A 19,018-nucleotide genomic window follows, 5' to 3' on the forward strand; every position below is an offset into this window, starting at 1 on the left:
ATAGTAGGTGCCCGATCTGTCCCAGACATGGAAGCAGGGCTGGCCATTGTTGGTCACCTGTTGAATGCGCAGGTAAGAGATATGTTCGGTATCGTAGAAGGAGCCGTTGGGGATCAGGCGGTCGCCGACATTGGCCACGCCGCTGATGAAATACCAGGTGGTGCCCGTGTTGGGATAGACATCGGCGCTGACTGACCCCAGCGAGAGCGTCCACATGCTGAGAGCTGTCTCCCCGCTCTGGACAGCGAAAAACACCTATGAGATGCCAATGTGGCAAAAACGCTCGATGAGAGAAATAGCGTTACTACGGATAAGTATAAATACTCAACTGCTTGTTGTCAAGATGCAATTGGGCGGGGCGGCGATGGATGAAGGAGATTTCTGCAATTTTGCCTGCATTTCAATTGACGATTCTGCCAGGAAGGAGTATGCTCTATAGCGTATATTTTGCGTTTCTCAAGCTTTGTCTAAACGGGTGGGATCAGATTATGACGAACAACTCCATTTTGCTGCTCTTCGCAGTTATCAATGTGGTGGTTCTGGCGCTTTTCGCGGGCCTGGTATTGAGCCAGTATATGCGGCGTCATCGTACATACCAACTCTTCTGGAGCATCGCTTTGATCATGGCTTTTATCGCGACGCTGGCCTATGTGCTGATGGTGATCGTAGGGCCTACGAGCGACGCGGGAGTGGTATTTTTCCGCCTCTATTACATCCTGGGGGGCGCGTTGACGCCTGCCTGGCTAGGCCTGGGCAGCATTGCGCTGGTAACGAGTCAGCGTGTTTCGCGCATCTGCCTCGTTATTTTAATCGTACTGAGTATAATAGCAGCCGCCCTGGTTGCCACAGCCGGCATTGATATGAAGGCGCTTCGCCAGATCGCCGGTACGCCAGGCACCGGCATTCTACAACCAACCTTCGGCGCGTGGACGCTGATGATCATTATTCTCAATACGCTTGGCGTGCTGGCCGTGGTGGGGGTAGCGATCTATTCCGGTTGGAAGATGGTGCTGCGGCAGTCGAACGTTTCGGGCTTCCGGGCGAGCAACCTTTTGTGGGCCAATGTGCTGATTCTGATAGGAGAACTGTTGAACGCGGCAGCCGGCAGCTTTGCACGTTTCTTCGGTCTGGAAAGTAGCTTCTGGCTGATTATGTCCCTGGGATGGGTCGTCTTTTATGCCGGCGTGCTGCTTACCAGCCGTCGCCCGGCAACGGCAAGGCCAACGGTCGATGTGCGCAACCCGGCGGATGCTAGAGGGCCAATTGCTCCGGCATAGCATTCAAGGAGATTGCATGCTTTGCGCGCGGCTAGCGAATATTCCCCCGGCGTGACTGTGCAATTGAGCAAACAGGTCGGAAGTCCCGGACATGCCGGTGAATTGCAATGGGCGCGATGATGCAGTTTGACAAAATACAGCGGTCATCCACACCGGGCCGATGATGAGTTTTAACCAACAGATATGCGTTGGGGGATGCCTTGTGACGAATTAGGCGTCATCCATACCGGGCCGATGATGAGTTTTAACCAACGGTATCAGTAATCCGAGCAGTCTCCCCCTGTCATTCTGAGCGACAGCGAAGAATCTGCATCGCTTCTGGCATGCCCCCAGCGGTGATTGGGTTGATTTTTCCTGTCATTCTGAGCGACAGCGAAGAATCTGCATCGCGGCCGTCGGGATTCTTCGCTGTGGCTCAGAATGACAGGGGCCGGGCATGATATGAGATGATCTATTGCCGCCAGCCCGCAAGAATGAGATAATAGACGGCAAAATAAGATGGAGGAATATTTTCGTTGGACAGGCACGCAAAACGCATAGAGGGGAGCAAACAAGGTATCAGCGCGGTAAACGATGGAAATGATCCAGGTGTAAGGAAGGATATGGAAACGCTGCGACAGCAGGCACGCGCTTTTTTGCGGGCAAGACAATGGCATGAAGCCGAGGTAGCATATACTACATTATTGGGAGAAGACGAGGATGATCAAGATGCCCTGCTTGGGCTGGCGGTGACCCTTGACAGGTTGGAAGAGCATGAGCGGATGCTTGAGGTGGCGGAGCATGCCCTGCAACTCGATCCAGGTTCGGCGCTGGCGCTGGCGTGTAAGGCGCGGGCACTGCAAAAGCTGGGCCGGCTTTCCGAGGCCACAATCGCGAATGACCAGGCATTGCTGCTTGATACAAACCTGCCGCTGGCCTGGTTTAATCGCAGCGGGCAGCAACTTTTGCAGGAACGATACCACGAGGCATTGCGCTACGCCGAACGAGCCACTGAGCTGAATCCAGACGATGAGCGAGCCTGGGCTAACAGGGGCCTGGCCTTATTGCATTTGAACCGTGCATACGAGGCGCTAGAGGCGATCAATACAGGCCTGTCCCTCACCCCCGATTATCTTGTGGCACTGGAAGTGAAAGGCGAAATACTGCGCCGCTATGCGCGATTGCAGGAACTTGAGCAGACGATGCGACACGCGCTGGCGATTGCTCCGGATGACGTAGCGTGTTTGAATTTGATGGCACATGCCCTGCGCGCGCTTGGTGAGTACGACGCGCTCCTGGAGATAACGACCAAATTGGTCACGTTGGTGCCCGATAACCTGTTTGCATGGGAGAGTCACATGTATGGGTTGCGCGGCCTGGGTCGATTCGAGGAGGCAGAAGAGGTGATCGACCATGTGCTGGAGTTAGACCCTACGAATGTACGCTATTGGACGATTAAGGCCGATAATCTTTATCGGCAGGAGCGCTATCGCGAGGCGGTTCGTGCCTCAGAACGCGCCTTGAAGCTCGATGAGGAGTACGCGCCGGCCCGTCGCGTTCACGAGAAGGCGACGAAGCTAATGTACCAGCAGAAACGAAAGAAAAAGTAAAAACTTGTAATAAAACCTCTACAATGCGAACATGCTTGCATTGTAGAGGTTTTATTACATATCAACTAATTTTTCCAGTAGCGGCAGGAGGATATCGTCGCGGTGAGCCAGCAGCGGAGGGCGCAGGCGTTCGTTGACGATGACACGAATGCGGCGCTGGTGCTGTTCGTAGCGAGCGAGGTCATCGGGCTGGAGGCCAGTAGCCTGTACCCATGTGACGAGGGAATCCATGCCGACGGGCGGATTGGTAAAGGTGACCCAGACATCCATTTCATATTTTTCGGGGCGTGGAATATCGAGCAGGACTTCGTAATCGGCGATGTCCATTTCTAACGCGGCTGCCAGTTCGGTGGCGAGCAGTTGTTCGATGCGGCGGCGGCGCTGTGCATCCCAGAAAAGGGCATCCAGGCGCTTATAGAGGGTGCCCGCCAGGCGGCTGATTTCCAATACGCCCTTGTAGGGATGGCGCAGTTCTAAACCTTCGGCTAAGGCGCGAGTGTTGGGTGGCATGGATGATGAAGTCAGCAAGGCAAGCAGGGAGGCATCATCCAGACCTGCCAGTTGCGGTGCCTGGAGCGCGCCCGCCAAAAATGCTTCCTGCACGGCGCGCAGCAACATGATCTGCAAGGCACGACTGGTATGATGCCAGTAAATGTTATCGAACATTTCCTGGCGCGCGTGCAGCAGTGAGTGCAGGGGGCTGATGCCCTTATGTGTAACGACGATGCGGCGCGTGCCATGAACGTTGGGATGGATGCGCAATGCCGCTTGCAAGCGGGCCACATCCACTCCCCCATAAGGGACATTGCAGGCGCGGGCATCGCGTGCCAGGTAATCGAGCTTATCTACGTCGAGCGCGCCACTTAACAGGCTCCTCAGTAGCTCATCATCGGGGGATAAAGGCTTTGTGCGCGGTGGATCGATAAAATCCGCGACGCGTTCAGGCGAAAGAAGATATTCTTTTTCCAGGATATCCGCGACCTCGCTCTTTTCAATAATGGCGCGTCCCACCTTTTCATGAGGAATGATGGGGTAGCCAAGCTCTTCAAGAGTATGCGAGTAAGGGTAATGCCCGATATCGTGCAGCAATGAGGCAACCACGAGGGTCTGTATGCTGCTGATAGAGATGCCGTAGAGACCACCATCATTACCACGTTGCAGCAGCGAACGCAGGGCACGAACCGCGAGGTAGTAGACACCAAGGCTATGCTCGTAGCGTGTATGCGTGGCACCGGGCCAGACACGATAAACGAAGCCTAGCTGCTTCACCTTTTGCAAACGGAGAAAAGGGGCGGTGCCGATGAGTTTTTCTTCGCGCAGTCCAAGAGGGATAAGGTCATATAAACTATCGCGCACGGTACTTATGGGCTGCTCATCAGGCAACAGGGGGAAACCGGCGGCATCCAACCACGGCGGTTTCCCCTGCTGCACAGTATCTCGGGCGCTATGCCGATTGACGCTGGCCAGCCGTTTCGTGCGTGGTTTGACAGGCTTTCCAGGTAATTCTTCTCGTATACTCATGATGTGATTGTAGCAGAAGCGCGAGAAGCAAGTCTAGCCCCACCCTGGGCGAGGCAGGCCGCTGTCCCTAGAGCAGTTCCCTTTTCTGGTTGTAAAAAACATTAATTGCGCCTGGCTGGACATGGGATATATACTATTCATAGCCCCACTCCGGGGAATATGCGACGGGATTCCTGTCCCGTCGCATCGTTATTATATACAAATGAATGTGATGATTGCGTGAAATGACGATAGAAATAACTCCTGAAACTATTACAATGCTGGTCATCGATATTGATGGTACGCTGCTCAACCCGTCGGGAGAAATCACGCCCGCTACTCGTGCGGCAGTGCAGGCGGCCCGGCAGGCGGGTATTGTGGTAACGCTGGCCACAGCTCGTCGCTATTGCAATACGGCTCCCATCGCTATAGAACTCGGCCTGGATATTCCCCTGATCCTGTATGATGGGGCCTTGATTGTAGAACATCCCCAGGGAAAGATATTGCATACGCACCCACTTGCGGCAACGGTGGGACAGCAGGCAGTCGATTTGTTAGCAAGCAATGGTATACAACCCATCGTTCATCCCGCGACAGGGACGGCGGAAGAGATATGGACAGGTCCTGCTGAACTCGATAATTTGTGGGTGGAAGCCTATTTCACGACATTTCCTGAGCAGATGCGCCGCATGCCCTATGCGAACCTGTGTCACGGACATCCCGATCCGTTGCGAGTAGTAGGTTTCGCGGACGAGGAGAGGATTATGGGCCTTTTACCCGCGGTTTCCGCTCTCGATTGTTCGTGGATCGTGACGAAACGCGGCAACTACGGCAGCGCTGAGATAGCCTTGATGGACCCGGGTTGCTCAAAAGCCAGCGGAGTGAAGGCCCTGGCAGAACATTTTGACATTGCGCTTGAGCAGGTTATGGCCATTGGCGATAACACCAATGATATACAGATGCTGCGTTCAGCTGGCTGGGGAGTGGCAATGGGACACGCACCTGAAGAAGTACAGGCAGTGGCAAGAGCTATCACCACCAGCAATAGCGAGGATGGAGTCGCCCTGGCGATTGAACGTTACGCGCTTTGCCGCTCTACAATCACATTTTCAAATTCCCGCAAGCGCACGATCTGACCGTGGTTAGGCGATGCCTGCCAGCGTCGTTGCTGCACCAGATTGAGCGCCGCCTGCGCATGCATCCCCCCGTAGACGAGTACCGCGCAAGCCAGTAAGACGCTGCGACCAACGCCGTGTTCGCAGTGGATGAGTACGCGTTTGCCCTCGTCCAGGCGCTGCTGTACCCATTGCGCTCCCATCAGCATTTGCTCAATCGAAAGGGGACGCGTATCCGGGGTGGGCAGGTGCAGGAGTTCAATGCCCTCTTTGCCCAATGCCACGGCATCATCGCAATATTCGGAGCGTGTATCCACGACGCTATTTACTCCTATGCGCGCGAGCGCCGGAATATCTTGCGGGCGTATACGTCCCCCCACCGCGAGTTGATCGGTTATCCAACTCATGTTGAGTTGATCGGGCAGGGGAATGTGCAGGGATTGCGCGAATTGCTCCGCTTTTGAATTTTCGGGAAAGAGATGGGCCGCGACACGTGTCCAGCGTCTATACAGCACCCGAATGATGCCGGAAAAGACCCAGCGCGAACCTGAAAATTGCACTGTTGGCCGCTCCACGGCCTCGGTTACAGGGGCATCGGCGGGAGGTGGAGTAATAGTTGGGTCAGATGACATGCCAGAGTTATCCTTCATGATGTATTTTTAAAGAGAAACAACGAGCGGAGGTAAAGACGCGTCCACCTCCGAATTTTGCTGAGCATATTGGGCGTCTCGACGCATGACACGATTGAGGGAAGCAATGGCGCATTCGATCATGCCATCATCGGGTTCGCGCGTGGTCAAACCCTGTAAGGCAAGACCTGGCGCAAGCAGCCAGCGAACGACCCGAAAACGATAGTTAGCAGCTCCCAGGCGCATCAATTCATAAGCAATCCCGGCCACAACAGGCACGAGAAGTATGCGGGAGGCGACCTTGATCAAAAAGGAGGGCGAGCCGACAAAAGCGAAGACAATGATTGAAACAACCACCACCAGCAGGAGAAAACCGGTGCCACAACGTGTATGCACGCGCGAGGCCTTGCGAACATGCTCAATATCTAGCGGATCGCCGTGTTCCATCGCATTAATGGCCTTATGTTCCGCGCCATGATAGCCGAAGACGCGCTGGATGTCCGGTACTCGCCCGATAAGATAGATATAGCCAATCAAGAGCGCAAGCCGAATCAACCCCTCGATGACCAGGCTGAGCCAGCCCTGGCCAATTTGATTGTGCAGCAGTCCTGTAATCAGTAACGGGCTGAGAAAGAAAACGACAATGGCAAACCCCAATGAGACAACCAGTGTCAATACTAAAGCTGCGCCGCCGATCTGTGGGGGTGGCGCGGGGTTCTCAGGTAAATCACCGGTTGTACTCTCAATACCGACCATTGTGGGGCTTGTCAGCGACCCTTGTGGTCGCCCTAAAGTTTCTTCACCGGTTCGAGTATCAGGGTTAATAGCGCCGCTAGCGATATTTGCCGAAAGCGTCATCATCCGCGTGCCGAGTACGAGCATTTCCCATAACAGCAACATGCCGCGTAGAAATGGAAGGCGAAAGAAGCGATTCTGGTAGAGTCGAGGATTGAGGGCCTCTTCATAGATAAAGATGCTGTTATCAGGGCGCCGCACGGCTACGGCAGCCGATGTGCGTCCCCGCATCATCACCCCCTCCATTACTGCCTGACCGCCGTAATAGAATTTTGCCATACCTTCTCTTCTCCTCCGTGCCTTACGGTTCGTAACCTGATTCAGTGCTTGCTGCTATATGTATGAGATCATGTAATTGTATCATCTCGTCTCTACGCTCCTCTTAGCGGGAAGATTTATTCCGCGTTTGCTGTAGCGATAGGTGAGATGGACGACTGTGAGGGTTGCCGGCATTGAACGTCCTGCGTGCCGAGCGCCGCAAAATTCTTAAACGCGGTAAAGGTAGCCTGCGGCGCATCAATGTGCCACGGCGCAGCCGCTGCGAGGCGTAACGCCGGCGCAGAACGTGCATGGATGTGCCCGAACGCACTTGAATCGGCATCAGGTATGGTTGTCTCACCGGCTCGAAATGCTGCCAGATACCCGGAGCGCCGGTGGCGGGTAGAAAACTCAGGATGCTTCGAGCGATATCGAAAGCGGCATATGGGCGACGAATGCGCTTCTCATTCGCCAGTTGCTCGATCAGAACCTCTGATCCTGGTTTTAACAAACGACGCAGCGCACCTATCAGCTCAACCGAATCATAGGCCATCGTACCGACCTTGTTTTCAAGCACATAGGTCACATTGCCCTCCTCCTGACCCGGCACATAGCCATTCAGAATGATCGGCAGGTTACAGGCCATCGCTTCACAGATCGTGCCAGGGCCGGCCTTGGTCACAATCACGTCCGCGGCGTGCATCATTTCGGGCATGTTATGCACAAAACCGAAAATCTTTGCGGGCACCTGCAAGCTAGATCGCGAACGCTGCAGGTGCGCGTACAGGCGCTTGTTGCGACCGGTAACAATCAGCAATTGGACAGGCAAATGGGCCTGGGAGATAAAATTTATCGAGGCGCGCAGGCCACGTGAGCCTTCACCTCCGCCTACTAATAAGATCACCGGCTTGCCCGGTTCCAATCCCAATTTGCGCTGTAATGCCTCTTTGCTCTCAGGTGGCAGCGTAAACTTCGGATCGATGGGCATGCCGAGCAGGTGAATGCGTTCTGGATCGATACCGTTTTGAATATAAATATCCCTGGCTTGCTCAGTCGGTACAATATAGGCATCGGCGCCTGGAGCAATCCAGGCCTGGTGAACGCTCACCAGGTCGGTCACCACCGTAATAAAAGGAATGTGCAGACCCAGGTCTTGCAGAGCACGAATCGTGATGTGATTGAGCATCGGATGAATAGAGACAATCACATCAGGCCGCACACTCATTATGAGACGCAGCAGGCCGTTATACACGAGCGGGCCTGCTACCTGCTCTACAGCCAGAACTCTCCCGGCACGGTTACTCAAATGAAAAACATGCCCATAGAGTTTGGGATTAAAGCGAATCGTCGGGCCGTAGAGTCTAACCGCCTCTCGTAAAGGGAAATGGCTATATTCTTTGAACACATCCACGATCTCAATGCGGTACGTTGGCGGTGGGGGTAGGAGTGATGAAGAATCCTTCCCGCTTGCATCTTCATCAAGAGCCTGTTGCTGCGCGCCCCATTGTTCTTGCTCATGTTGTGCAAGTAAAATCATGGCATTCCGAATAGCATTTGCGGCGCTGCGGTGCCCTGCCCCGGTGTCAGCAATGAGGAACAGAATGGTTCTTTGAGGCGCTTTCAACGAGGAATTCTCCTCATGCATATGACCTCCCACACATAGAAAAAAGGGACAAAGGATTGGACAAACCCTTCATCCCTGCATTTCCATATCCTGAGCAATTACGCCTCTTCCGGCAAATTGAAGCGTTTGCGGAAGCGCTCCACGCGACCGGCGGAGTCCAGAATGCGCTGCTGCCCCGTAAAGAATGGATGACACTTTGAGCAAACATCAACCTTCAAAACGGGTTTAATGCTAACGGTTTTAAAGCTATTGCCACAGGCGCAACTGACCGTGGCCTCAACATAATTTGGATGTATTCCTTTTTTCATCGCAACTCCGTAACTTCAGATTGGCAATCCAGGCCAACGCCTGGTGGGATTCATATATGGCTGTGAGCATGATTGTACATGGATGGTGCGTTTCCGTCAAGTCAACTTCTCGTCCTGTAGGGACAGCGGCTTGTCCCTGTCCTGCAACCCTGCCTGGGACAAGCCGCTGTCCCTACAGAGGGCTGTACATCTGACCCCAATATCCATATTCCATGACCATATTCTATCATAGATAACAACAATTTCAGCATGTTTATGCCCGAATTTCTCATGCGGCAGAGATTCTTCGCTACGCTCAGAATGACAAGGCCCGCGGACGGCAGAGATTCTTCGCTGCGCTCAGAATGACAAGGCCCGGAGACACCTGGCTGTCTCCGGGGCCTTGTCATTCTGAGCGTAGCGAAGAATCTCGCAACTTACCGGTAATCACCAGTGGTCTGTATTGACAACAGGGCCTCCACCCATTCGGAAGCTGAGCCGGTGACCGACCAGTGCGAACTGTTGCCAAGGGTGTTGGAGATCGTCGTCTCATAGCCAAGCATGATGACGTAGGTGCTATCTTTGTATTGCAGGTTGAAGGCTTCGCATTCGAGTTTCCCCACATAAAACGAGGCTCTTTGCTTGACGGAACGCAGGTCTTTGAAGGGGGCATAGAAAAATACCCGCTTCTCACCACGATTTTCTGTGCAGAGCAGGTGATTCTCGAACAGGTAGAGCCTTCCTCTTGCTACCAGCTCGCCCTGTGTATTGAGCAGGGTTATCAGCGTGAAGAGGCGTGGGTGACGTACTTCCACATGCGCGGCTATCGCCTGTTCAACTGCGGCGCGCTGTTGGGGCCACATGCCTTCTAAATGGAGACGAACAAAGCGCGTCTTCCCGATCAGATGCCCCAGTCCCTCCTTGCCCTTGCTGGCGCGCAGGTAATCTTCTCCTTCATCGACGGCAAAGCGTGCTTCAGCCCATTCCATCTGCTGCTCTTTCTCACCTGGATACTGCACGCGCAGACGATCCGGCTCAATCCACAAACCGGCACGCGCGTAACTGTATTGGAAGTAGAGCATGGGCATCAGAAAAACAAAGCCGATCAAGGCCAGGATATAGGCAAAGACAACATAGGCGCTCAGATCGGCAGGCAGCACTATAACGTTTGAGAGAATGGCCAGACCGCCAAAAACGACTAAAAGGAAAACACAGATCGCGGTCAAGAGCGTGATACGGCGCTCGTGCAGCGCGAACCGATAGCGTAAAACGGACATACCGGATACCCCAATCAAAAAAGATGTATGATACACTACTAGTGAGAACAAACTATCCCGTTGCAGTGTAACACATAGAGGAACCTTTTTCATTATGCTAGAACGTTATTCGCTGCCGGAGATGGCCAGCATCTGGTCGGCAGTTCATAAAACAGATCTGTGGCTCAAGGTCGAATTGCTCGTGTGCGAGGGATGGGCGCATGAAGGCGTCATACCCGAAGAAGCCATGCAAAAGATACGCGTCGCAGGCTACAACCTGCAGCGCATGCAAGAGATCGAGCAGGAAACGCATCACGACATCATCTCGTTTCTGCGCTCGATTCAGGAACAACTGGGGCCGGAGGGGCGTTTTATTCACCTGGGGCTGACCTCTTCAGACGTGCTGGATACCGCCCTGGCCGCGCAGATCAAAGAGGCCGGCGTATTGTTGAGCGAGTCGCTGGCCGCATTGACCCAGGCGGTCACAAAGCAGGCAGTACGCTATAAGTATACCTTGATGGCGGGGCGCACGCATGGCATTCATGCCGAGCCGCTTACCTTTGGCTTGAAACTGGCGCTGTGGGTAGATGAATTGCGGCGCGGCCAGCAACGCCTGGCCGCAGCATTGGAGCAGGTGGCGGTGGGCAAGATTTCCGGCGCCGTGGGCACGCATGCCACCGTGCCGCCTCAGATCGAGGAATTTGTGTGCGAGCAACTGGGCCTTGGCGTAGCGCCGCTTTCCAGCCAGATTGTGCAGCGCGACCGCCACGCCCATTTCATGACCACGCTGGCCTTGATCGGTAGTTCGCTGGAAAAGATGGCGCAGGAGATTCGTCACCTGCAGCGAACGGAAGTGAGCGAGGCTTTTGAGCCGTTTAGCGCCGGCCAGCAGGGTTCCTCGGCCATGCCACACAAACGCAATCCCGAACTCTGCGAACGCATTTGCGGCCTGGCGCGAGTGCTGCGCGGATACGCGGCGACCTCGATGGAGAATGTAGCGCTCTGGCACGAACGCGATATCAGCCATTCCTCTGCGGAGCGCATCATCATACCCGATGCCTGCACCCTGCTGCACTATATGCTCCACATCTTCACACGCGTCATGAGCGATGTGCAGGTTGATGAGCAGCGCATGCTTGCCAACCTGCATATGACGGGCGGTCTGATTTTCTCCCAGCGCATCTTGCTCGCTCTGATCGATAAAGGCGTGGGCAGGCAGGAAGCGTATAAGATGGTGCAGCGCAACGCGAAAAAAGTCTGGAGCATGGCGAGCAAGGGGCCAGCCGCGGGGCCGGCGTTCCTCGAAGCGCTCAGCAACGATCCTGAAGTTACTGAATACCTCACGCCGGCAGAGCTAGCATCCTTGACGAATACTGACTATTATATAAAGTATATCGACACGTCATTTAAGAGGATTGGCCTGTAACATGGGGAAAGATTCAAGGAGCTGGTTATTGAGCATCGCCATACTTCTTGAACTCCTGTACCTCTTATTCGTTGCTCTCTCAGCCTTGCCGCCGCTCCATCTTCAGCCCACGCCCTTGCTCGCGGATTGGCAGGACAGGGACCAGCCGCTGTCCCTACTTTCACACTTGCTCTTTCCAGGGGCCTGGATAGGAACTGGCCATCCTGCGAGCGCCGCCTGGCCCTACATCTTGCTACTGGTCATCGTCCTGCTCGCGCTTGCCGCTCTCCACCTGCTCGCGCTTGGCAAGATCAATAAACGCGATGTGACCGCTGAAGATGTTACCGGCTCTGCTGGCGGATTGTTCTTGCTTTTGATAGCAGCAGCTATATTCGGCATAACTCTCCTGGCGCAACCGGCGCTTTTTTCGGATGATGTCTTTCGCTACATCCTTTCCGGTCGCATACTGTCTCTCTATCATGCTGATCCTATGACGGCAGCTCCCGCGCAATTTCCGCATGACCCGTACCTTTCCTGGATAGCCTCGCCCGGTACGCCGAATGTCTATGGCCCATTATGGCTCGCGTTTACATCCCTGCTGGCGCGCATCGATAGTTCCCCCTTAACCATGCTGCTGCTTTTCAAGTCCTCTACGCTCATTTTTCACCTGCTGGATTGTGTTCTCATCTGGGCCATTCTAGGAAAGATTGCCCCCGCGCGCCGCTTCCTGGGAACACTGCTCTACGCCTGGAATCCACTGGTCTTGATCGAAATTGCCGGCAATGGCCATAACGAGGCGGCGTTGATCCTGCTCTTATTACTGGCAATATGGCTCTATGTGCAGGGCAGCGGAATCTGGTATGAGATTGGAGCGTTAGTGCTGCTGGGACTTGCCGCGGCCATCAACTTTATCGCCTTGCTGGTAGCGGTGCTATTTGCCTGGTTCGTAGTACGCAACTATCGCGGCATAGCCAGAGTGAGCCGGAATGCCGGTTGGAGGATAGCGCTGGTACTTATTCCCGTCGTCTTGCTCTACATTCCATACTGGCATGGAAGTTCCACGTACCTGGCAATTACCTCGAACACCAGTATAGAACCGGCGGGAATCTCATTCGTCAATATGCTGGCGACACCGCTGCGAGCGTTCTTCAGTTTCTTAGCAGTGGTTTCAAACTACCATTCGCCCGATGTCGAACCAATACCCGCCGCCAATGCCACGGTGCTGGGCACGTGCATCTTTCTGTATGCCCTCATCTATCTCTACCTGCTGGGCAAGATGCGCAAAAGCGAGCAGGAGGAGAACAAGCAAGAGCGACCGCAAGGCACGTCCCTACCCTACACGAGTTGGAGCATTGCGCTCGTGGGATACATAATACTGGCAGTGGGAGCATTCTGGCCGTCATTCGTTTTGTGGGCGCTGTGGGTAACCGCCTTGCGTCGTTTTGACGCCTTGAATATCAGTGTTCTGCTGCTTTCATACACTGCTCTACTTATCTATCCACTACTCTCTATTGGCAGCGGGCCGGTAGCCGTTTATGCATCAGTACTCATCTTCGGCATACCTCTCGTCTATGTATTGCCACGTAGAATGCGAAGGTCAGAAAGGAACAAACTCTTTTATGGCGGATGAAGTCAAACAACGCAAGATCGAACATGTCAGTGTTGCCCTGGAACAGGGTATTTCCGTAGCGCAGCGGGCCAACTGGAATGACATCCAACTCGTACATCAGGCATTGCCGGAGGTAAATCTAGACGAAGTGGATACCTCGGTAACATTCCTCGGCCATACATTACGCTATCCCATCTTTATCTCTTCCATGACAGGTGGGCATCCCGATGTTACCTCGATCAACCGCAACCTGGCGCGTGCGGCGGAAGAATATGGCCTGGCGCTGGGCGTAGGTAGCCAGCGGGCAGGTATTGTCAATCCAGAGGTGGCAGGGAGTTATGCCGTCACGCGCGAACAGGCCCCGGATACCTTCTTGATCGCAAATATCGGCGCGCCGCAGTTGATCGAGCAACCGCGCCATCCTGCCTTCACACTTGAACAGGTCCAGCGAGCCATCGACATGATTGGGGCAAACGCGCTGGCAGTGCATATGAACAGCCTGCAAGAGGCGGCCCAGCCCGAGGGTGACCGGCGTGCATTCGGCGAGGCGGCAGCATTAAAGGGGCTGACCGGCAATATCGCCATTCCGGTTATTGCCAAGGAGACGGGGGCAGGTGTCTGCCGCGAACAGGCGCTGTTGCTGCGTTCCTGTGGCGTGGCCGCCATCGATGTTGGGGGAGCAGGCGGCAGTAGCATGTCGGCCATGGAAGCGGCTCGCTCGCAGGCGCGAGGAGATGAGCGTACATACGCTATCGGTATGCTCTACCGCGATTGGGGTATAGCCACACCCATCGCAGTCGTCGAGGCAGGCACAGCCGGCCTGCCCTTGATCTCAACCGGGGGAGTGCGCAATGGACTGGATATAGCGCGGGCGCTGGCGCTGGGAGCAAGTCTCGTCGGTATAGGCTTTCCTTTCCTCAAGGCGGCCAGCGAAAGCTACGAGGCCGTTTGCGAACTGTTGGAGACGCTGGTAGCAGAATTGAAGGTGGCGATGCAATTGAGCGGGGCCGCGAATATTGCCCAGTTGCAACAGGCCGACGTGGTGATCGGCGGAGAGACGCGCGCCTGGCTAACGATGCGCGGCTTCGACGAGGCGTTGAAACAGATGGCACAAAGACGCTGGTCAAAGATGCAAGCTACATTCAATGAGAATGACTCTGTATCAAAAGGAGCTTGAACAATGGACAAACCTGTATCTTCCGAGACGCTCGATGAGATGATGGCTTACTACAGAGCACGCGCCAGCGAGTACGATGAGTGGTTTTACCGTCGCGGTCGCTACGACCGTGGCGCCGGGGCAAATGCACGCTGGAACTCGGAAATGCAGGAAGTCTTTGCCACACTTGATGCGCTGGATATCAAGGGCGATGTGCTTGAACTGGCTCCCGGCACCGGCATCTGGACCGAACGTCTCCTGCGTACTGCCGCCTCAATTACCGCGGTTGATGCCTCTCCCGAAATGATTGCTATTAACCGCGCCAGGGTTGCGAGCGATCGCGTCTCTTATGTGCAGGCTGACCTCTTCAAATGGCATCCTACGCGAACATATGACGCTGTCTGTTTCTGCTTCTGGATCTCCCATGTACCGCTTGAGAGGCTGCACACATTTCTGAGTATGGTTGCGGAGGCACTGCGGCCAGGAGGCAAAATCTTCTTCGTCGATGGGCGACGCGAGCCGACCGGTACTGCCGCGGATCACCAGTTGCCAGCAGAGGATGAGCAGGTGATGACGCGCCGGTTAAACGATGGACGCGAATTTCAAATCGTCAAGAATTTTTATGAACCGGCCTCGCTTGCCGCAAGTTTTGCAGCCGCCGGACTCGACGTCAAAGTGTGTGAGACGGCAACGTATTTTCTTTACGGTTACGGCCCCTCTGAAAATTAATGAGCAGGATCGGTCGTGTCATTCGGATACCGCCTATCGCTATCCAGGCGGCAGACGAGCTCTGAAAATTAATGAGCAGGATCGGTCGTGTCATTCTGAGCCTTTCGCTTCGCTCGAAGGTGAACTCCGCGAAGAATCTCTGGCGCGGTGGGCGCGGATTCTTCGCTCCACTCAGAATGACACGACCGGCTTTATGAGAGGGCCGATTTTACTTTTTAATATTCATCCGATCTTCTACATCAATCTTTGCAACTCGTCCGGTGTATTCACGTTGATGAACGAGCGCAGTTCAGGATCAACCTGGCGCAACCGTTCTTCGGGAATGTACTGCACAGGCGCTACCTCAAGCAGCGAGCGCGGGTCGCGACGTCCCTGGCGCAAGCGCTCTTCAATAAACGGTAGGATGGAGCGCGGATATATCGCCAGCAACACCTGGGGCACATCATTCACCATCGGCACAAGCATGGCTCCGGTCAGGGGTAGCGAGAGCAGGTAGGAGAGCAGGGCCGGTTGCACAAACGGCATATCAACGGCGACCACCAGGGCACGTGACATCGTCGTGGCGCTCAATCCACTATAGAGGCCCATCAGGGGGCCGAGATCAGGTTCCAGGTCAAAAACGAGGCGCGCGCCCGGCAAATTATAACCGGAAGCATCCGTGCCATGGCGAGCGACGATCAATACTTCGGGGCAAACGGTTGCGAGTGTAGAGGCAAGATATTCCACAAAAGTGATGGATTGACTCCCGGGATGTGGCAGCAGGGCCTTATTCTTGCCCATACGCCTGCTGTATCCGCCGGCCAGGATAATGCCACTGGAGATGATGTTTGATGAGTTCATGAACTTAAATTGGTATCGGATGCTCATACATCCAGCCACCTGGTCAGATAGCTGGATGTATGAGCATTCGATACCACATAGATTCTACCGTGAGGTGGCGGCTTTACGCCGGTTTCCTTGCTTATTGCTCTTTGGCATGTACTGCTGCTGCTTCTGACGAGCCAGGTAACTTGCGCGTTCCTGCGGATATTTGCGCACAAGGTAGATTACCCATACGATGGCCCATATCACTAAGGCCAGCAACCAGAGATAGCGCCAGACACGCCAGGCAAAGAAGTATTCGTAGAGGTAGGCGCGCGCGAAAATCAATGGATACCCAAGCAGGCAGATGATAGCAAACCATCCCAGGTAACGATCAAACATGTACTTAAGCACCGGTTTGTTTCTCACAAAGCGCTTGCGGCCCTCGACCGAATAATAGAAGGCGATCAAAACGCCGAGGCTACAAAAGATAAGCCAGGGTATATAGAAGTGGAACGTCTCCGGTGGAACTGCCGGAACACCCGGAGAGGCCGCCACACAGTTTGTCGCTGTACACGGATCGGTGAACAGCCAGTTAATCAGATTGAAGTGCATAAATGATCTCGCCCCTTCATACTATCGAACACGACACGGAACCTGTATTAGCATTGAGGATAATGATAACACGGTTGCAGTGAAGAGTCTAGAGTTTTTGGTTTAATTTCCGGGAGCGAGTGGTAAGGTCGCCATCAACTGTCCCTGGGTATAAGCGGTAAGTACTCCTGCTTCTCCCGGCACGGGACTGATCAGTCCATCACCGTTGGCATCCACTCCATGATACACTGCATCGGCGAGAGCAACTATTTCGGAGACCCTCGATAGATCAGCAGGATTGGCCCGTAGTTGTAGAGTATCCTGTTTGATTGTGGTTACCCATCCCTTTGCGTTCGAGAGCGCAACTGCCAGCAATGCCGCGTGCTGGCGCATAATGCTGGTTGCATCAGGCTGGCTGATGGCGAGAGTAGCATGTACTGTTGCTTTAGATAGATAGTCGCCTGAACCTGATAGCCCAAAGGTATCGCCTTCCTCTGTAATATCCTGTTGCGTGCATACTGAGGAAAGTGTCCGGTAATCAGGGCCTTTCGATCCCTCGATAATATCGAGTAAGCTCTGCGCCTCACATTGAATGGCAGAAGTATTATGGCTGTATGCAAAATTCTGTAAGACATCTGCCTGGATATTCAGCAGATGTGCTTGCAAGAGGCTCCCAACCAGCACGCCGATTTGCTCAGGTGTAGTAGGAAATTTGACAAGTAGATGCTGAATATGCGCAAAAGCCTGGGGCGGAAATGAACCGGAAAGCTCAACATTACCGGTGGGTAGCCTGGCTCCCTTGCGCTCCAGAGTAACTTCAAGTTTGTTTCCGCTCGCCAATAGATTGGTACTACCCCCACTATAGGATAATGAGTAGGTTTGCTGATGTAGTACGAGCGTTCCTAATATGATGACCTGTTCGCTCTGGTCATTGATGTACCACGCATCGTATTCGTACCCGGTGGGAGGAGCGCTCAAGCCATGAACAACGATACTGAGTGCATTGGAGTTCCCTGGAGTAATATGGCTTGCATCTAGAAACGTCACCTGCCCACTCACGGTTACAGCCCCTGCTCCTTTCTGCGTGAGCAACAGGATGCCTGTGATACTGCCGGCCACAAGCACCAGCAGGATGACGACAGAGACGATGACGATACGCTGCCTATTTCTACGCTGAAAGCGACGCATCAATGAGAGGCGGGGAGTATTAAAATCGTCAAGAGAGTCGGGGTCTGAATGGAAGGAACGTGCCTTGAAATGCGAGCCTGCAACGTCGCTCTCGCGGCTACGCTTCGCGTCAGCAGGCTCGTAAGGAAGTGCCTGAGAGAAGGGTTTTTGCAGAACGGGTTGCTGCGTTCCAGCCATGTGTTCGTCGCGTGTAAGGCTATTACTACTCTTCTCAATTTCGGCGGCCTGCACATCCGTCAGAGAGACTACGGATGCGTGTTGGCGCTGAAGCGAGTTGTCAGCTGTCTCGCTGGCGACAAACGGCACGCGGGTTCGATTATGCGGATCAACGATACGCTGGTAGGCATTGGCCAATGCTCCGGGTTGATGAAAGCGCTGTGCCGGGTCCTTGGCCAACGCACGTGCGACGATGCTGTAAAGACCGGAGGGTAGATCAGCGCGCCACCTGCTCAATGGAGGAACCGAGGCATAGAGATGCTGCTGGGCCAGTTCCTCAGGTGTGTTGCCGGCAAAGACAGGCGAACCGGCCAGCAAGTGATAGAGAACGGCTCCGAGAGCATAGACATCCGTATAGGAACTGATAGTTTTTCCCAGCAATTGCTCCGGCGCGCACACCTCACCGCGCCCGTGAAGAAGATGCCGCTGCGCATCTTGCCCGTTCAATTCAATAAGGTCCATGATGCCGAAGTTTGCTACGACGAGCTGGCCATCCAATCGAATGAAGATATTGTCGATGGTGAGATTTCCGTGCAACACATTGTGCTGGTGCGCATATTCGAGAGTAGCGGCTACCTGATCCAGGTAGCGACCGGCAGTATAGATATCCAGAGGGCCGCTCTTTGCCAGCCGGGCGCGTAATGAGCGCATAGGAATCTGTGGTGAAACAAGATATGGCGTGCCACGTTCAACTCCATAGTCAACGATGGGAAGGATATAAGGATGCTGTAAAGCTGCGATCTCCCTGGCGCGGTAAAGAAAACGTTCCAGGTAGCCCTCGCGGTTTCTTGGTGAAAGACCGCCAGGTTCGGCGAGAATGCGGATGAGATAGGTTGCTTGCGCGTCACTGGTGCGGGCAAGAAAGACGAGCTCATAATTGTCTTGCTCGATGAGTTGTTCCAGACGGTACTTTCCCAGGTTTGTTCCAACTAACCTGTCGAATGCGAGATTATTCACTGTATCAGCCCCCTTCTTAAGCAATTACTCTCA

General features: G+C 54.2%; 17 protein-coding genes. 7 read left to right on the top strand and 10 right to left on the bottom strand.

The annotated features are described in order from the left end of the window. Window positions 1-216: hypothetical protein (locus VFA09_21160; protein HZU69795.1), on the bottom strand; the 216-nt coding region annotated here is incomplete at its 3' end. Window positions 217-488: 272 nt separating this feature from the next. Here VFA09_21160 and VFA09_21165 point away from each other — a divergent pair. Together VFA09_21165 and VFA09_21170 are read left to right on the top strand one after the other, a co-directional pair. Next, the gene (locus tag VFA09_21165) at window positions 489-1,277 is read left to right on the top strand and encodes a hypothetical protein (GenBank protein HZU69796.1); all 789 of its coding nucleotides are present in this window, start codon (window positions 489-491) and stop codon (window positions 1,275-1,277) included. A 515-nt stretch (window positions 1,278-1,792) separates the two neighbouring features. Continuing rightward, window positions 1,793-2,866 (top strand): tetratricopeptide repeat protein, encoded by a 1,074-nt coding sequence (locus VFA09_21170; GenBank protein HZU69797.1) that lies wholly within the window; start codon window positions 1,793-1,795, stop codon window positions 2,864-2,866. A gap of 54 nt (window positions 2,867-2,920) precedes the next feature. Here VFA09_21170 and VFA09_21175 read toward each other — a convergent pair whose 3' ends face one another. Beyond that, window positions 2,921-4,387 (bottom strand): HD domain-containing protein, encoded by a 1,467-nt coding sequence (locus tag VFA09_21175; GenBank protein ID HZU69798.1) that lies wholly within the window; start codon window positions 4,385-4,387, stop codon window positions 2,921-2,923. 224 nt (window positions 4,388-4,611) lie between these two features. On the opposite strand from VFA09_21175, the gene VFA09_21180 reads away from it, so the two are divergent. Next, window positions 4,612-5,502, top strand: coding sequence for a Cof-type HAD-IIB family hydrolase (locus VFA09_21180; GenBank protein HZU69799.1), 891 nt, complete (start codon window positions 4,612-4,614; stop codon window positions 5,500-5,502). Here the strand turns inward: VFA09_21180 and VFA09_21185 are convergent. The 5 genes from VFA09_21185 to VFA09_21205 all read right to left on the bottom strand — a co-directional run bounded on the left by VFA09_21185 (window position 5,445) and on the right by VFA09_21205 (window position 10,351). Beyond that, on the bottom strand, window positions 5,445-6,113 hold the full coding sequence (locus VFA09_21185) for a dual specificity protein phosphatase (protein ID HZU69800.1): 669 nt from the start codon (window positions 6,111-6,113) through the stop codon (window positions 5,445-5,447). The two genes, VFA09_21180 and VFA09_21185, sit on opposite strands and share 58 nt — an antisense overlap. 27 nt (window positions 6,114-6,140) lie before the next feature. Beyond that, on the bottom strand, window positions 6,141-7,184 hold the full coding sequence (locus tag VFA09_21190) for a DUF1385 domain-containing protein (protein ID HZU69801.1): 1,044 nt from the start codon (window positions 7,182-7,184) through the stop codon (window positions 6,141-6,143). 103 nt (window positions 7,185-7,287) lie between these two features. Then, window positions 7,288-8,808 carry a glycosyltransferase gene (locus VFA09_21195; protein HZU69802.1) on the bottom strand — a complete coding sequence of 507 codons (1,521 nt, stop codon included), beginning with the start codon at window positions 8,806-8,808 and terminating at the stop codon, window positions 7,288-7,290. A gap of 77 nt (window positions 8,809-8,885) precedes the next feature. Further along, window positions 8,886-9,095 carry a 50S ribosomal protein L31 gene (gene rpmE / locus VFA09_21200; GenBank protein HZU69803.1) on the bottom strand — a complete coding sequence of 70 codons (210 nt, stop codon included), beginning with the start codon at window positions 9,093-9,095 and terminating at the stop codon, window positions 8,886-8,888. 416 nt (window positions 9,096-9,511) lie between these two features. Further along, entirely contained in the window at window positions 9,512-10,351 is an 840-nt protein-coding gene (locus tag VFA09_21205; GenBank protein ID HZU69804.1) for a hypothetical protein, read from the bottom strand. Window positions 10,352-10,445: 94 nt separating this feature from the next. Between VFA09_21205 and purB the strand changes: the two genes are divergently transcribed. From purB to VFA09_21225, 4 genes are read left to right on the top strand one after another with little or no spacing between them, the layout of a single operon-like run. After that, window positions 10,446-11,756 carry an adenylosuccinate lyase gene (gene purB, locus VFA09_21210; protein HZU69805.1) on the top strand — a complete coding sequence of 437 codons (1,311 nt, stop codon included), beginning with the start codon at window positions 10,446-10,448 and terminating at the stop codon, window positions 11,754-11,756. A 28-nt stretch (window positions 11,757-11,784) separates the two neighbouring features. Beyond that, on the top strand, window positions 11,785-13,365 hold the full coding sequence (locus tag VFA09_21215; GenBank protein ID HZU69806.1) for a hypothetical protein: 1,581 nt from the start codon (window positions 11,785-11,787) through the stop codon (window positions 13,363-13,365). Further along, window positions 13,355-14,521, top strand: a complete 1,167-nt coding sequence (gene fni / locus VFA09_21220) for a type 2 isopentenyl-diphosphate Delta-isomerase (protein HZU69807.1) — start codon at window positions 13,355-13,357, stop codon at window positions 14,519-14,521. Before VFA09_21215 ends, fni begins: the two co-directional genes overlap by 11 nt. Window positions 14,522-14,524: 3 nt before the next feature. Continuing rightward, on the top strand, window positions 14,525-15,229 hold the full coding sequence (locus VFA09_21225) for a class I SAM-dependent methyltransferase (protein ID HZU69808.1): 705 nt from the start codon (window positions 14,525-14,527) through the stop codon (window positions 15,227-15,229). Window positions 15,230-15,463: 234 nt separating this feature from the next. Here VFA09_21225 and VFA09_21230 read toward each other — a convergent pair whose 3' ends face one another. The 3 genes from VFA09_21230 to VFA09_21240 all read right to left on the bottom strand — a co-directional run bounded on the left by VFA09_21230 (window position 15,464) and on the right by VFA09_21240 (window position 18,985). Continuing rightward, complete coding sequence (locus VFA09_21230; protein HZU69809.1) at window positions 15,464-16,096, bottom strand: molybdenum cofactor guanylyltransferase; 633 nt, start codon at window positions 16,094-16,096, stop codon at window positions 15,464-15,466. A 57-nt stretch (window positions 16,097-16,153) separates the two neighbouring features. Beyond that, window positions 16,154-16,645: a hypothetical protein gene (locus VFA09_21235; protein HZU69810.1), complete on the bottom strand. Its 492-nt coding sequence runs from the start codon at window positions 16,643-16,645 to the stop codon at window positions 16,154-16,156. Window positions 16,646-16,747: 102 nt separating this feature from the next. Continuing rightward, window positions 16,748-18,985, bottom strand: coding sequence for a serine/threonine-protein kinase (locus VFA09_21240; GenBank protein ID HZU69811.1), 2,238 nt, complete (start codon window positions 18,983-18,985; stop codon window positions 16,748-16,750). Between the last annotated feature and the right edge of the window lie 33 nt (window positions 18,986-19,018).

The sequence above is a fragment of the Ktedonobacteraceae bacterium genome, from assembly GCA_035653615.1.
Taxonomy (GTDB): Bacteria; Chloroflexota; Ktedonobacteria; order Ktedonobacterales; family Ktedonobacteraceae; genus DASRBN01.